Annotated in this window: 12 protein-coding genes; 6 read left to right on the top strand and 6 right to left on the bottom strand. The window is 73.6% G+C overall.

What is annotated here, in order from left to right; translation table 11 throughout:
- Positions 1 to 16: 16 nt before the first annotated feature.
- From AB0C69_RS00780 to AB0C69_RS00795, 4 genes are read right to left on the bottom strand one after another with little or no spacing between them, the layout of a single operon-like run.
- Positions 17 to 1,654 carry an ABC transporter substrate-binding protein gene (locus AB0C69_RS00780; RefSeq protein ID WP_360347970.1) on the bottom strand — a complete coding sequence of 546 codons (1,638 nt, stop codon included), beginning with the start codon at positions 1,652 to 1,654 and terminating at the stop codon, positions 17 to 19.
- A gap of 52 nt (positions 1,655 to 1,706) precedes the next feature.
- The gene (locus AB0C69_RS00785) at positions 1,707 to 2,573 is read right to left on the bottom strand and encodes a fumarylacetoacetate hydrolase family protein (protein ID WP_360347973.1); all 867 of its coding nucleotides are present in this window, start codon (positions 2,571 to 2,573) and stop codon (positions 1,707 to 1,709) included.
- A gap of 3 nt (positions 2,574 to 2,576) precedes the next feature.
- Positions 2,577 to 3,500 (bottom strand): Gfo/Idh/MocA family oxidoreductase, encoded by a 924-nt coding sequence (locus AB0C69_RS00790; RefSeq protein WP_360347976.1) that lies wholly within the window; start codon positions 3,498 to 3,500, stop codon positions 2,577 to 2,579.
- Positions 3,500 to 4,522, bottom strand: a complete 1,023-nt coding sequence (locus AB0C69_RS00795; RefSeq protein ID WP_360347979.1) for a Gfo/Idh/MocA family oxidoreductase — start codon at positions 4,520 to 4,522, stop codon at positions 3,500 to 3,502. Before AB0C69_RS00795 ends, AB0C69_RS00790 begins: the two co-directional genes overlap by 1 nt.
- Positions 4,523 to 4,698: 176 nt before the next feature.
- Between AB0C69_RS00795 and AB0C69_RS00800 the strand changes: the two genes are divergently transcribed.
- On the top strand, positions 4,699 to 6,030 hold the full coding sequence (locus tag AB0C69_RS00800; protein ID WP_360347982.1) for an aspartate aminotransferase family protein: 1,332 nt from the start codon (positions 4,699 to 4,701) through the stop codon (positions 6,028 to 6,030).
- Here the strand turns inward: AB0C69_RS00800 and AB0C69_RS00805 are convergent.
- Positions 6,027 to 6,935 carry a hydroxymethylglutaryl-CoA lyase gene (locus AB0C69_RS00805; RefSeq protein ID WP_360347985.1) on the bottom strand — a complete coding sequence of 303 codons (909 nt, stop codon included), beginning with the start codon at positions 6,933 to 6,935 and terminating at the stop codon, positions 6,027 to 6,029. The two genes, AB0C69_RS00800 and AB0C69_RS00805, sit on opposite strands and share 4 nt — an antisense overlap.
- A gap of 112 nt (positions 6,936 to 7,047) precedes the next feature.
- On the opposite strand from AB0C69_RS00805, the gene AB0C69_RS00810 reads away from it, so the two are divergent.
- The 5 genes from AB0C69_RS00810 to AB0C69_RS00830 are packed head-to-tail and all read left to right on the top strand — an operon-like array spanning position 7,048 to position 13,587.
- Positions 7,048 to 7,731 (top strand): GntR family transcriptional regulator, encoded by a 684-nt coding sequence (locus tag AB0C69_RS00810; protein ID WP_360347988.1) that lies wholly within the window; start codon positions 7,048 to 7,050, stop codon positions 7,729 to 7,731.
- Positions 7,732 to 8,955 carry a CoA transferase gene (locus AB0C69_RS00815; RefSeq protein WP_353835487.1) on the top strand — a complete coding sequence of 408 codons (1,224 nt, stop codon included), beginning with the start codon at positions 7,732 to 7,734 and terminating at the stop codon, positions 8,953 to 8,955.
- A 20-nt stretch (positions 8,956 to 8,975) separates the two neighbouring features.
- Complete coding sequence (locus AB0C69_RS00820) at positions 8,976 to 11,039, top strand: hydantoinase/oxoprolinase family protein (protein ID WP_345181490.1); 2,064 nt, start codon at positions 8,976 to 8,978, stop codon at positions 11,037 to 11,039.
- Entirely contained in the window at positions 11,039 to 12,940 is a 1,902-nt protein-coding gene (locus AB0C69_RS00825) for a hydantoinase B/oxoprolinase family protein (protein ID WP_360347993.1), read from the top strand. The genes AB0C69_RS00820 and AB0C69_RS00825 overlap by 1 nt, the downstream gene beginning before the upstream one ends.
- Entirely contained in the window at positions 12,937 to 13,587 is a 651-nt protein-coding gene (locus AB0C69_RS00830; protein ID WP_360347996.1) for an isochorismatase family protein, read from the top strand. Before AB0C69_RS00825 ends, AB0C69_RS00830 begins: the two co-directional genes overlap by 4 nt.
- On the opposite strand, the gene AB0C69_RS00835 is transcribed toward AB0C69_RS00830, so the two are convergent.
- On the bottom strand, positions 13,561 to 15,036 hold a 1,476-nt coding region (locus AB0C69_RS00835), incomplete at its 5' end, for a CoA-acylating methylmalonate-semialdehyde dehydrogenase (RefSeq protein ID WP_360347999.1). The two genes, AB0C69_RS00830 and AB0C69_RS00835, sit on opposite strands and share 27 nt — an antisense overlap.

Here is a 15,036-nt window from a genome sequence, read left to right on the forward strand (position 1 = left end):
CCCGGCCCCGGGCCGGTCAGCTCAGCTTCCAGTTCGCGAAGTCCCAGGTCCCGACCTCGTTGGTCGGCAGGCCGCACGGCTCGAAGCCCGACAGGCGCGTCCGGTAGGCCCAGACCGCGTCCGGGTTGTAGAGCCACAGGTACGGGACCTGCGCGTTCTCGACCCCGGCGGCCTGCTGGAACAGGCTCGTGCGCTGCGCCGGGTCGGCGACCGCGTCGGCCCGGGACAGCAGGCCGTCCAGCTTCGGGTCGCAGAAGCGGCCGATGTTGCCGCCCGCGGGGTAGCCCTGGTCGCAGGCGTCGATGGTCGCGACGGTGGACGGCTCGGTGGCGTAGTTGCCGCCGCCGAACAGCGCCATGTCGAACGACTTCTTCTCGTAGGAGGAGAGCAGCTCGTCCGCCTGCACCTGCTTGAGCTCCACGTTCACGCCGACGGCCTTGAGCTGGCTCTGGATCACCGTCACGGCGGTGTCGCGGTCGCGCTGCCCGGGGATCCACGACAGCGTGACGGGCTTGGAGCCGTCCCAGCCGGCGGCGGCGAGCAGGCTCTTGGCCTTCCCGGGGTCGTAGGCGTAGGCCTCCTTCGCCGACGCGCCGGCGTCCCCGTAGAAGCTGGAGTTCACGACCGTGCCCGCCCCGCCGAGCACCTTGCCGACCAGGCCCGCGCGGTCGATCGCGGTGAGGAGGGCCTGCCGGACGCGCGCGTCCTTGAACCGGCCCTGGGTCTGGTTGAGCGCGATCCGGGTGTAGCCGGGGCTCTTGGCCGAGACCACCTTGACGCCGTCCATCTTCCTGACGGTCGGCAGGTCGGTCGGCGAGACCTGGGTGAGGTCCATCTCGCCGGTGCGCAGCTGCGCGGTGGCCACGTCCGAGGTCACCGGCTTCAGGTACACCTTCTTGATCGACACCGGTTCCCGGAAGTGGGGGTTGGCCTTCAGCTCCACGTACTGGTCGGTCTTGTAGTCGACGAAGGTGAACGCCCCCGAGCCCACGGCCGGCTTGGTGAAGAACCCGTTGTCGCCGAGCCCCTTCGCCGGGACGCCGCCGAGGACGTGCTCCGGCAGGATCGGGGTGCCGCCGATCAGTCCGGGCAGGCCCGCCGCCGGCCGCGTCGTGGTGATCTTCACGGTGGCGGCGTCGGGCGCGGTCACCCCCGCTAGCGAGTCGGCCTTGCCGTCCGCCAGGGCCTTCGCGCCGGTCACCGCGGCGAACTTGCCCGCCTGGGCACTGCCCGTCGCCGGGTCGGCGAGGGCGGTGTAGGTGAAGACCACGTCTTTGGAGGTGAGCGGCTTGCCGTCGCTCCACTTCAGGCCGGGCTTCAGCTTGAAAGTGATCGTTTTGGCGTCGCCGGACACCTCCGGCGCCGCGGCGGCCAGGTGCGGCTTCAGCCCGTAGGACGCGTCCGCGCCGTACAGCGAGTCGAAGACGAACGACATGACGAGCTGGTCGGGGCCGTTGTTCGGCGCGAGGGGGCTGAACGTCTTCGGCTTCTGGTAGAGGTACATGTTCAGCACGCCGGCGTCGCCGCCGGAGGACTTCTGCGTCGGGTCGGAACTGCAGGCGGCGAGCGCGGCTGCCGCGAGGGCGCCGCCCAGCACGGCCGCGACGGCCCGCCGGGTCGCGCCGGCCGTCGGTCTGCCGGAACGAATGGTCATTGACTTGCCTCTTCTCGGCGGTGGCCGGGAGCGCGCCCGGCCACTGGTCCGCTCAGCGGACGCGGTTCACCAGGCTTCCGAGCCCGCTCACGCGCACGGTCATCTCGTCGCCTGCGGACAGGAACTCCCCCGATGCCAGTCCCACCCCGGACGGCGTGCCGGTGTAGAGCACGTCGCCGGGCTCCAGCGTCATCAGCCGGGACGCGAACGCCACCAGCTCCGCGACGCTGAAGATCATTTGACCGGTGTCGCCGTGCTGCCGGACCCGCCCGTTGACCTCCAGGGTCACCTCGAGCTTCTGCGGGTCGGGCACCTCGTCCGCGGTGACGAGGTAGGGGCCGAGCGCGGCGAACCCGTCGAGCCACTTGCCGTTCAGCCAGTCGAAGAACGCGACCGCCGGGTCGGCGGTGTCGCGCTCGTGGCCGTAGTCCATCCGCCGCGCCGACACGTCGTTGCCGACTGTGTAGCCGGCGACGTGGGCGAGGGCGTCCTCGACGGGGATGTCCCTGCCGCCGCTCCCGATGACCGCGACCAGTTCCGCCTCCCAGTCGACGCTGGGGCTGACGGACGGCAGCGCGATCTCCTCGCCGGGGCCGCTGACGGAGGTGGCGGGCTTGATGAACAGCCGCGGCGAGATCCGCGCCTTGTCGATCGGCTCCCCGCCCGTCTCGGTCACGTGCTCCTGGTAGTTGGCGGCGACCGCGAGGACCTTGCCGGGACGCAGCAGCGGCGCGAGGAGGGTCACCTCGTCCAGGGCGCGGGCCGGCTCGCCGGACGGCACCGAGCCGGGCCCGCCGCCGGCCAGCGCGGCGACCACGGGTGAGAGGTCCCCGGGCCCGAGGTCGGTGACGCGGCCGCCGTCGACGACCTCGCCGTGGCGGACCGTGCCGTCCGGCAGGCGGTACGTCGCGAACTTCATGGATCAGACCTCCGGGGAGTCGATCGGCACGGGCGTGCCGAGGGCGAGCGAGCGGGCCGCGGCGCGGGTGACGCGCAGCGCGGCGAGGGCGTCGGCCGGGCCGGCCTCCGGCGGGCGCCCGGTGACGACGGCGGTGTGCAGGGCGGTGAGCATCCGGCCGACGGTGCCGGGGCCGTGCCAGGCGGCGCGGTTGCCCGTCACCGTCCGCAGGGACGCGCCCGGGCGGGCGGCGTCGACGTCCATGACCCCGCCGGACCCGCTGACGCGGTAGCGGTGCAGCGCCATGCCCGGGGCGTCCGCGGTGCCGCGCAGCCGGCCGACGGTGATCGTGCTGGTCAGGCCGTGCTCGTGGTCGAGCAGCAGGACGGTGATCGCGCCGCGCCCGCCGGCCGGCAGGGCGTGCACGCGGCGGACGGCCTGACCGGTGAGGGCCCGCACCACGTCCACGGGGTAGAGGCCGAAGTTGGCGAGCTCCCCGTCCGGGCAGGGGTCGCCGCCGTCGACGAGGAAGTCGGCCTGCACGTTCCAGGGCAGCCCGACGCGTCCCGAGGCGAGCGCCCTTCCAGCGGCCTGGACGGCCGCGCCGAACCGGTGGTGGTGCGCGGGCATGCAGACCAGGCCCGTCTCCGCCGCCACCGCGGCGATCGCCTCGACCCCGGCGACGTCCAGGGCGAGCGGCTTGTCGGCGAGGACGTGGCAGCCGGCACGCAGGGCCTCGACGACGGTGGCGGCGCGCTCGGCGGGCGGCGCGCACACGGACACGACCTCGGCGCCCGACTCCCGGACGGCCGCCGCGAGGTCGGTGAGCCCGCTCCGCGCGACCGTGAACCCGGCGTGCTCGTGGAACGCGGGAAGGTACATGTCGTGCTGGTGGTCCTGGGTCCCGAACCCGCCGGACCCCCAGGGCAGCACCCTCAGCGCGCGCATCAGGGCGCCTCCTTCAGGACGTCGGCGAGCCGGACGGGCGCACCGGTCGCGATCGATCGTTCGGCGGCGACGCCCATGGCCACGGCCAGCAGCCCGTCCGCGCCGGTCACGGCCTGCGGGCCTCCGGTGACGGCGTCGGCCCAGGCGCCGATCTGGGCGGCGAAACCGTCGGCGCCGCCGGGCGGGAGCAGGGAGGTTCCCGTCTCGTCGGTGACGGTCCCGGCCTCGCCGTCCCAGGGGAGCGTGAGGATCCCGCCGGTGCCGGCGACCACCACGTCGCGGCGGGCGAGCGAGGCCGGGCGGTGCCCGCGGCTCATCTCGCACACGGCGGTCGCGCCGCCGCTGAACGCGACCGTCATCTCCAGGTAGTCGTGGACGCCGAGTTCGGCGGCGGTCTGGCGGCGGCCGCGCGCGTACACGGTCTCCGGGGTGTCGCCCGTCCACCAGGTGACGAGGTCCAGCAGGTGGACGCCGTTGTGCAGGGCATGGCCGCCGGACCGGACGGGGTCGAGCATCCAGCCGCGCCAGTCCGGCCAGATCCAGCCGCCGAGGATGGACAGCCGGACGAGGTCGACCGTGCCGAGCTCGCCGGAGCGCAGGACGTCCCGGACCGTCCGCGCGTAGTCGTAGTAGCGGTGGCTGTGCGCGGGCATCAGCACCCGCCCGGCCGCGGCGAACGCCTCCACGGCGCGCCGGGCCCCGGCCACCCCGGTCGCGAGCGGCTTCTCGATCAGCAGATGGGCGCCCGCCTCGGCGATCTGGACGGCGATGCCGGCGTGCGTGTCGTTCGGAGTGCACACGACGCAGCCGCCCGCGCCGGTCCCGGCCAGCGCCGCGGCGAGGTCGGTGAAGGCCGGGACGCCGCCGTTGGCGCGGGACGCCGCGGCGGCCCGCGCCGGGTCGACGTCGACCACGCCGACGAGCTCCAGCCGGGGTTCGGCATGGATCGCCGCGGCGTGCTGCGCGGCGATGAAACCGGTGCCGACGACCAGCACCGGAAGCGGCACGGAATGGGATTCCATGCCGACGGATCCTGATCGTCAGACCATTCCCATGTCAAGGGTCGGCCGGAAAAACTCTGAGCTCACCCTGGTCAGAACGAGCCTGATTTCTGGACTGTTGACATGGAACACCTTTCCATGAACTATTCGACCGAACGGCTCTGACCATCTTCGTCAACCACTTGGGGGCTCCCAGAATGACCACCGCCGAGCTGGCCGGGCAGAGATCGCGCGGCGTGGAACTGCTCGCCGCCGCGCGGACCGTGATCCCCGGCGGCGTCAACTCCGCGACCCGCCTGGTCGGCGCGCCGCACGCGCTCACCGCGGCGTCCGGGGCGCATGTCACCGACGCCGACGGCCGCCGCTACCTCGACTACCACGCGGCGTTCGGCGCGATCCTGCTGGGCCACGCCGCGCCCGAGGTGGACGACGCGGTGCGCGCCGCCGTCGGCGGGCTCGACCTGGTCGGCTGGGGCGTCACCGAGACCGAGATCGAGCTCGCCCGGCTGGTCGTCGAGACGATCCCGTCCGCCGAGCAGATGATCTCGGCGATGTCGGGCAGCGAGGCCACCGCGCAGGCGGTCCGGCTGTCCCGGGCCGTCACCGGCCGCCCGCTGATCGTCAAGTTCCAGGGCGGCTTCCACGGCTGGCACGACGCCGTCGCCCGCAACGTGATCTCCGCGCCGGACCGCGCCTACGGCGAGGACCCCCTGTCGCGCGGCATCCTGCCGGAGGCGCTGGACTCCACGCTCATCGCCGAGTTCAACGACCTGGAGTCCGTGCGCGCCCTCTACGAGCGGCATCCGGACCGGATCGCGGCAGTGATCATGGAGCCAATCCCCCACAACGTCGGCGCCCTGGTGCCCGACCGGGAGTTCGTGGAGGGGCTGCGCGCCCTGACCGCCGAGCGGGGCTCCCTGCTGGTCTTCGACGAGGTGATCACCGGCTTCCGCCACGCGCCGGGCGGCTACCAGGAGGTCTGCGGCGTGCTGCCGGACCTGACCACCTTCGGCAAGGCGATGGGCAACGGGTACCCGATCGCCGGCCTCGCCGGACCCCGGCGGCTGATGGAGCGCTTCAGCTCCGCGGGCGGCGACGTGCTGCTGGCCGGGACCTTCAACGGCAACCCGGTCTCCTCCGCGGCGGCCATCGCCACCATCACCTACCTGCGCGACCACCCGGACTTCTACCAGCGCACCCACGCCCTCGGCGACCGTGTGCGCGCCGGGCTCACCGGCATCTGCGAGGAACTGGGCATCGCGGGGACCGCGGCGGGCTTCGGCGGCGTGTTCGCCCTCTACTTCACCGAGGGCCCGATCCGCGGCTACCGCGACCTCATGCGCAACAACGACGCCGCCTACGTGGCGTTCCACCGCCGCATGACCGACCGCGGCTTCCTGATGCTCCCCCTGTCGCTCAAGCGCAACCACATCTCCGCCGCCCACACGGCGGAGGACATCGACCGCACGCTCGAAGCGGCCCGCGACGTCCTCCGCACGATCCGCGACGACGGCCTGCTCGCCCCCTAGCCGTCCCGCACCGCCGCTCCGGCGGGGAACGGACCCGCGCGGCCGAGCAGGGCCGGGACCGGCCTGCCGAGGCGGTCGCCGAGCCAGGCCGCCGTCTCGGCGACCGCGGACATCGAGACGCCGGTGTCGACGCCCGAGCGGTCCAGGGCGTACAGCAGGTCCTCGGTGGCGATGTTGCCGGTGGCGGCGGGCGCGAACGGGCAGCCTCCGAAGCCGCCGGCGCTGGCGTCCAGGGCGCTCGCCCCGCAGTCGAGCGCGGTGAGGGCGTTGGCGTAGCCGGTGTTGCGGGTGTTGTGGAAGTGGCAGCGCAGCGGCACGCCGGGGGCGATCTCCGCGGCGCCCGTCAGCAGCGCACGGACCTGGGCGGGGACGCCGACACCGATCGTGTCGGCCACGGCGATCTCGTCGGGCCCGCTCTCGGCGACCCGCCGGACCAGGTCGAGCACGCGGTCCGCGGGGACCTCGCCCTCGAAGGGGCAGCCGAAGGCCGCGGCGATCGTGACGGTGCGGCGGACGCCGGCGGCGCCGGCGTCCGCGGCGATGGCGGCCCAGGCGGCGACGCCCTCCTCGACCGTGCAGCCCTGGTTGCGCCGGCTGAACTCGTCGGTGGCCACCACGACGACGTTGATCTCGTCCACTCCGGCGGCGAGCGCGCGGTCGAGCCCGCGCCGGTTGAGGACGAGCCCCGCGTAGCTGACGCCGTCCGGCCTGGGGAGCCGCTCCATCACCGCCTCGGCGTCGGCCATCTGCGGGACCCGCTTCGGGTTCACGAAGCTCACGGCCTCGATCCGCCGCAGGCCCGCCGCGACGCTGCGCTCGATGAGCCGCACCTTGTCGGCGGTCGCGAGGATCGCCGACTCGTTCTGCAGCCCGTCCCGGGGCGCCACCTCGATGATCTCGACCATGAGCATCCTTTGTATGCAATCCAGAGCCATCTGCAGGATTGTCCTGCGAAGTCTCTTGTGTCAAGGCTCACGTTCTGTCTATCTTGCATGCAATCGACCGGAGGAGGTTCGGATGGTCCGTGCCGTGGACCGTGTCTACACACGGCTGCGCGCCGACATCCTCGACGGCGTCCACCCGCCCGGGGCGCGCCTCGGCGAGGCCGAGCTGGCCGAGGCCACCGGCTCCAGCAGGACGCCCGTCCGGGAGGCGCTGCGGCGGCTGGAGGTCGAGGGCCTGGTGGAGGTGCTGCCGCACCGCGGCGCGCGGGTCCCGGACTGGACGGCCGAGGACCTGGAGGAGATCTACGACCTGCGGATGCTGCTGGAGAGCGCCGCCGCGCGGCGCGCCGCCGCCCGCGTCACCGACGCCGACGTGGACCGGATGGACGAGCTGTGCCGCCTGATGGAGGCCGCCGTCGAGCCGGGCGCCGGCCAGGACCTGGACCGGGTCGCCGAGCTCAACGCCGAGTTCCACGACATCGTCCGCGCCGCCGCCGCCAGCGGCCGGCTCGTGTCCATGCTCAACGCGGTGGTGCAGCTCCCGCTCGTGATGCGGACCTTCCACCGCTACTCCCCCGCCGACCTGGCCCGCAGTTCCGCCCACCACCGCGAGCTGGCCGCCGCGCTGCGCGCCCGGGACGGGACGTGGGCCGAGTCGGTGATGCGGGCGCACGTGCTCGCCGCCAAGGCGGTGCTGCTGCGCGCCGCCCCCGCCCCGGACGACCGGAACGACCACACGGAAACGAGGACCGGGTAGATGTCAACGCACGACGGCGCCGCGCCGGACGCCAGGGGCCCGCTCGCCGACCTGCGCGTCGTGGAGATGGGGCAGCTGCTCGCCGGACCGTTCTGCGGCCAGTTGCTCGGCGACTTCGGCGCGGAGGTGATCAAGCTGGAGTCGCCCGGCGCCGGCGATCCGATGCGCCAGTGGGGCCGCGAGAAGCCGCACGGCAAGTCCCTGTGGTGGCCGGTGGTCGCCCGCAACAAGAAGTCGGTGACCTGCGACCTGCGCACCCCCGAGGGCCAGGACCTCGCCCGGCGGATCATCGGGCGCGCCGACATCGTGGTCGAGAACTTCCGCCCCGGCACGCTGGAGCGCTGGGGGATGGACTTCGACCGGCTCCGCGAGACGAACCCCGGACTGATCCTGGTGCGCGTGTCCGGGTTCGGGCAGACCGGCCCCTACGCGCCCCGGGCCGGATACGGGTCGATCGGCGAGGCGATGGGCGGGATCCGCTACGTCACCGGCGACCCCGGCGGCGCGCCCGCCCGCGCAGGGATCTCGCTGGGCGACTCACTGGCGGCGGTGTTCGCCACGATCGGCGCGCTCGTCGCCGTCCACCGCCGGCACGCCACCGGACGCGGCCAGGTCGTCGACTCGGCGATCTACGAGGCGGTGCTGGCGATGATGGAGTCGTTGCTGCCCGAGTGGGCGGTCGCCGGGTACCAGCGCGAGCGGACCGGGTCCGTGCTGCCCAACGTCTCGCCCAGCAACGTCTACCCGACCGCGTCGGGCGAGATGATCCTCATCGCCGCCAACCAGGACACCGTGTTCGGACGGCTCGCCGCGACGATGGGGCGGCCCGAGCTGAGCGCCGACCCCCGGTTCGCCGGGCACGCCGACCGGGGCCGGAACATGGCCGAGCTGGACGAGATCATCTCGGCCTGGTCGGCCGGGATCGGGACCGGGGAGCTGCTGGAGCGGCTGCACGCCGGCGGCGTCCCGGCCGGCCGCATCTACACCGCCAAGGACATGTTCGACGATCCCCACTTCGCCGCCCGGGAGGCGATCGTGCGCCTCGTCCACCCGGACTTCGGCGAGCTCCCGATGCACAACGCGTTCCCCAGGCTCAGCGAGACCCCGGGGTCGGTCCGCCGGCCCGGACCCGGGCTCGGCGAGCACAACCGGGAGGTCTACGGCGGCCTCCTCGACCTACCAGAAGACGAGATCGCCGCACTGTCGCAGCGCGGCGTCATCTGAGCACAGCACCGGGAGAGCAGATGGGTTATCGACTGGGCGTCGACGTGGGCGGCACGTTCACCGACGTGCTGCTGGTCGACGAGCGGACCGGCGTCAGCCACCGCGCCAAGACGGCGTCCACTCCGGCGGACCAGTCGGAGGGCGTGTTGAACGGCATCCGCAAGGTGTGCCGGGACGCCGGGATCGAGATGCGCGAGGTGGCGCACGTCCTGCACGGCACCACCGTGGCGACCAACGCGATCCTCCAGGGCCGGGGCGCCCGGGTCGGGCTGGTGACCACCGAGGGGTTCCGGCAGGTCCTGCAGATCGGCCGGTCGTTCGTCCCCGGCGGCCTCGCCGGCTGGATCATCTGGCCGAAGCCGGAGCCGCTGGCCCGGCTGGAGCACACCGTGGAGATCCCGGGACGGATCGCCGCCGACGGCTCGGTCGTCGCCCCGCTGGACGAGGACCGCGCGCGGGCGGAGCTGCGGCGGCTCGGCGGCGCCGGCATCGAGGCCCTGACCGTCTCGCTGATCAACTCCTACGCGAACGACGCGCACGAGCGGCGGGTGGCGGAGCTCGCCGCCGAGGAGCTGCCCGGGGTGCCGGTGTCGCTGTCCAGCCACGTCCTGCCGGAGATGCGGGAGTACGAACGCACCGTCACCACCGTGGCGAACAGCTACGTCCAGCCCGAGGTGGCCCGGTACGTGGGCAACCTGGACCGGTCGCTGAGCGCCAGCGGGATCGACGCGCCGCTGTCGGTGCTGCGCAGCGACGGCGGGCTCACCAAGGCCGCCAAGGCGGCCGAGGACCCGGTCTCGCTGCTGCTGTCCGGCCCGGCCGGCGGGGTGACGGGCGCGGTCTGGTTCGCCGAGCAGGCCGGGTTCCCCGACTTCCTCACCTTCGACATGGGCGGCACGTCCACCGACGTCGCGCTGGTGCTCGGCGGGCGCCCCCGGATCGGCCGGGAGACCACCGTCGGCGACCTCACCGTCCGCGCCACCAGCGTGGACGTCCGCACGGTCGGCGCGGGCGGCGGCTCGATCGCGCACGTCCCGGAGCTGACCCGGGCGCTGCGGGTCGGCCCGCAGTCGGCGGGCGCCGACCCGGGCCCCGCCGCCTACGGGGCGGGCGGCACCGACCCGACCGTGACCGACGCCAACGTCGTGCTCGGCTACCTCCCGACGCGGCTGGCCGGCGGCGAGATCGCGCTGGACGCCGAGGCCGCCCGCAAGGCGATGCGCTCCATCGCCGACGCGATGGGTTTGCCGAGCGTCGAGGCCGCGGCGGCCGGCGTGATCGACATCGTCAACGAGAACATGCTCGGCGCGCTCCGCCTGATCAGCGTCCGGCAGGGCTACGACCCCCGGGACTTCGCGCTGATGTCGTTCGGCGGCGCGGGCCCCCTGCACGCCAACGCCCTCGGCCGGCTGACCGGCTCCTGGCCGGTGATCGTTCCGCCGTCGCCGGGCGTCCTGTGCGCCTACGGCGACGCGACCACCTGCCCGCGCGACGAGAGCGCCCGCACGATGGTGCGCCGCTTCTCCACCCTCGACGACGACGAGCTGCGCACCGCGCTCGCCGAACTGGCCGACGCCGCCGCCGCGCGGCTGGAGGCGGAGGGCGTGCCGCGCGCGAGCCAGACCGCGACGTACCAGATCGACCTGCGCTACCACGGGCAGGGCTTCGAGATCCCGGTCGAGGTGGACCGTGCCACCGTCGACGGCGAGCTGCTGGCCGGGCTCGGCGCCGCGTTCGACGCCGAGCACGAGCGGCTGTTCTCCTTCCTGCTCGGCAACGAGCGCGAGGTGATCAACCTGCGGGTCACGGTGAGCGGTCCGCGCCCGCGGGTCGCCTGGCGCGTCCTGCCGGAGGGGTCGGGCGACCCGTCCGCCGCGCTCGTCCGCGAGACCGAGGTGTGGATGGACGGCGCCACGACGCCCGCCCGCATCTACGACCGTTCCAAGCTGCTCTCCGGTGACGTCGTGGCCGGGCCGGCCGTGGTGGTGGAGATGGACTCCACCACCCTCGTGCTGGCCGGGCACGCCGCGACCGTGCACCCCAGCGGCAGCCTGCTGATCCGTCCGCTGAACGAGGAGGGCTGATGGCCGAGATCCTGCAGACCGCGACCGCGCCGGCCGGCCGCGTCGACGTCGACCCGGTGACCCTGGACATCATCGAGAACGCGCTGCGCAACGCCCGCCAGGAGATGGACGAGGTGCTCTTCCGCACCGCGCTGTCCCCGGGCATCCGCGAGCAGCACGACGAGTTCCCGCTGATCGCCGACCCGTCCGGGAAGATGGTCGTCGGCCAGTTCGGGCTCTCGGTCCCCGACTTCCTGGAGAACTTCGACGGGACGATCGGCGAGGGCGACATCCTCATGACGTCCGACCCGTACGCGTGCGGGGCCGCGATCAGCCACGCCAACGACTGGCTGCTGGTGGTGCCGATCTTCCACGAGGGCCGGCTGGTCGGCTGGTCCTCGATGTTCGGGCACATGTCGGACGTGGGCGGCAAGACGCCCAGCTCGATGCCCGCCGACGCCCGCACCATCTACGAGGAGGGCGTGGTCGTCCCTCCGTTCAAACTGTACGAGGGCGGCGTGCTGAACGAGCCGGCGCTGCGCATCATCCTCAACCAGGTGCGCATGCCCGACTGGAACCGCGCCGACCTGAACGGCCTGGTCGCCGCGTGCACCACGGCCGCGCGGCGGGTCTCCGAACTGTGCGCCCGGTTCGGCGTCGAGACGTACCTGTCGGCGCTGGACGCCCTGCTCGACCGCAACTACCAGGCGATGAAGGTGCTGCTGGCCACCCTCTTCGAGGACGGCCGGACGCTGGAGTTCGCCGACTACATCTGCGACGACGGCTGCGGGTACGGCCCGTACGAGCTGAAGATCTCGCTCACCCGGACCGGAGAGAAGATCCATCTGGACTTCTCGCACGCCGCTCCGCAGGCCGTCGGGCCGGTGAACTACTTCATCAACGAGAACCTCGTCCGGATGTTCTTCGGCATCTACGTGATCACCGTCGCGGACCCGCAGATCCTCTGGAACGACGGCTTCTACCCGCTGATCGACGTGACGATCCCCGAGGACTCGTTCTGGAAGCCGCGCCACCCGGCGGCGCTGAACGCCCGCAACCACGGCATCGGCCGGGTGTTCGACCTGTTCGGCGGGCTGCTCGGCCAGACCAACCCGGAGATCCTCAACGCGGCCGGCTTCTCGTCCTCGCCGCACTTCATGTACTCGGGCCACTACAGCTCGGGGCCGCGCGAGGGCGAGTGGTTCCAGCTGTACTCGATCGGGTTCGGCGGCGTGCCGGGGCGCCCCGTCGGGGACGGCCCGGACGGGCACTCGCTGTGGCCGTCGTTCGTCAACATCCCCTGCGAGTACCTGGAGTCGTACTACCCGCTGCGCGTCGAGCGGTGGGAGACGATCGCCGACTCCGGCGGCGCGGGCCTGCACCGGGGCGGCAACGGGGTCGACGTCGCGTACCGCTTCGAGGAGCCCGGCACGATCGCGATCCACGACGACCGCTGGCTCACCTACCCGTGGGGCGTGAACGGCGGGCGCCCGGGCGAGCGGGGCCGCAAGTGGATCGAGCGGGCGGACGGCACCCGGGAGGTGCTGCCCAGCAAGATCCACGATGTCGCGGTCGGGCCCGGGGACGTCCTGCACTTCGTGACCTGGGGCGGCGGCGGGTGGGGCGACCCGCTCGCCCGTCCCGCCGAGCTGGTCGCGCTGGAGGTCCTGCGCGGCCTGGTCACCGCGGACGGCGCGCGCGACGGCTACGGCGTCGTCTGTACCGCCGGAGGCGTCCTCGACGAGGAGGCCACCGGCCTGCTGCGGGCGAGGATGGCCGCGGAGCGGACGGAGATCCCGGTGTTCGACATGGGTCCGCCGCTGGAAGAGATCCTCGCCCGCTGTGAGGAGGAGACGGGCCTTCCCGCGCCGCGCCCGCCGGTCGACGTGCGGTCCGCCGCCGCGCTGCGGGACCGCCGGTGAGCGACGACCTCGCCGCAGGCTACCGCGCGTCGGGATTCGGCCGCGGCCTCGGCTGCGGCCGGTCGCCGGCGGTGCTGGCGGTGGACCTCGTCCGCGCCTACCTGGCGGACGGGTCGCCGCTGCGCGCCCCGGTCGAGGGCGCGGTGGCCGCCGCCGCGAGCCTGATCGAGGCGGCACGGGCGACCGGGCTGCCCGTGCTGTTCACCCGGGTGAGCTACCAGCCTGGAGGCGCGGACGGCGGCCTGTTCCGCCGCAAGATCCCCGCGCTCCGCGTGTTCGAGGAGGGCAGCCCCCTCGGCGACTTCGCCGAGGGGGCGGCCCCCCGCCCCGGGGAGACCGTGGTGACCAAGCAGTACGCGAGCGCGTTCCACGGCACGTCGCTGGCGGCCACCCTGACCGCGTCCGGCATCGACACCGTGCTGATCTGCGGGCTCACCACCAGCGGCTGCATCCGCGCCACCGCGACCGACGCGCTGCAGCACGGGTTCCGCCCGCTGGTGGTGGCCGAGGCCTGCGGCGACCGGGATCCCCGCCTGCACGAGGCGAACCTGCTGGACCTCGGCGCCAAGTACGCCGACCTCCTGTCCCTCGGCGAGGCGCTCACCACCGTGCGCGGCTCCTCACCGCGCCGTGGGGAAGGCCATTGAGGAGGCCCCATCGGCCACGGCGGGGACGGGCCAGCGGGACGTGACGGCCTTGGCGCGGGTGTAGAAGCGCACCCCCTCGGCCCCGTGGACGTGGGTGTCACCGAACAGGGACGCCTTCCAGCCGCCGAAGGAGTAGAACGCCATCGGCACCGGGATGGGGACGTTCACGCCGATCATCCCGACGTGCACGGCGCGCTGGAACCGCCGCGCCGCCTCCCCGGACGAGGTGAAGATCGCCGTCCCGTTGCCGTAGGGGTTGGCGTTGATCAGCTCGATCGCCTCGTCGAGGGTCTCGGCGCGCAGCACCAGCAGGACCGGTCCGAAGATCTCCTCCTGGTAGGCCGCCATGCCGGTGGCGACGCCGTCGAGCAGGCAGGGACCGACGAAGAACCCGGGGCCGGCCGCGCCGCGGCCGTCCACGACGAGCTTCGCGCCGGCCCGCTCGGCGTCCTCGACGTGGCCGGTGACGCGCTGCCGCGCCGCCTCGCTGATCAGCGGCCCCATCTCGCTCGCCGGGTCGTCGCCAGGACCCACCCGGATCGCGCGGGCCCGGACCGCGAGCCGCTCGATCAGCGGGTCCGCGGCGGCCCCCACGGCGACCGCGACGGAGACCGCCATACAGCGCTGGCCCGCCGATCCGTACGCCGCCGCCGTGATCTGGTCGGCGGCCAGGTCGAGGTCGGCGTCGGGCAGGACCACCGCGTGGTTCTTCGCGCCGCCGAGGGCCTGGACCCGCTTCCCGGCGGAGCCCGCCGCCTCGTGGACGTGCCGCGCGACGGGCGTGGACCCGACGAACGACACCGCCGCCACGTCCGGGTGGGTGATCAGCGCGTCGGCGGTCTCGCGGTCGCCGTGCAGCACGTTGAACACCCCGTCCGGCAGCCCGGCCTGCGCGTACAGCTCGGCGACCAGGTTGGAGGCGGAGGGCACGCGCTCGCTCGGCTTCAGCACGAACGTGTTGCCGCAGGCGATGGCGATCGGGTGCATCCAGAGCGGGACCATCACGGGGAAGTTGAACGGGACGACCCCCGCGCACACGCCGAGCGGCTGCCGGAACGAGAACGCGTCCACCCCGGACGACACCTGGTCGGAGTACTCGCCCTTGAGCACCTGCGCGATCCCGCACGCGAACTCGACGACCTCCCGGCCGCGCACGACCTCCCCGCGCGCGTCGTCCAGGACCTTGCCGTGCTCGGCGGTGACCAGGCGGGCCAGCTCGTCCTCGTGCCGCTCCAGCAGGTCGCGCAGCGCGAACATGATCCGCGCCCGCCGGCTCAGCGACACCTCCGACCACGACTCGAACGCCCGCGCGGCGGTCCCCACCGCCAGGTCCACCTCGGCGCGCCGCCCGAGCACGACCTCGCCCGACCGCAGGCCCGTCGCCGGGTCGTGGACGGCGGCCGTGGTGCTCCCGCCGACCGGGACACAACCGATCCAGTGCTCGTCGGC

Origin of the sequence: Actinomadura sp. NPDC048032 (assembly GCF_040653175.1) — a bacterium.
Lineage (GTDB): Bacteria > Actinomycetota > Actinomycetes > Streptosporangiales > Streptosporangiaceae > Spirillospora > Spirillospora verrucosospora.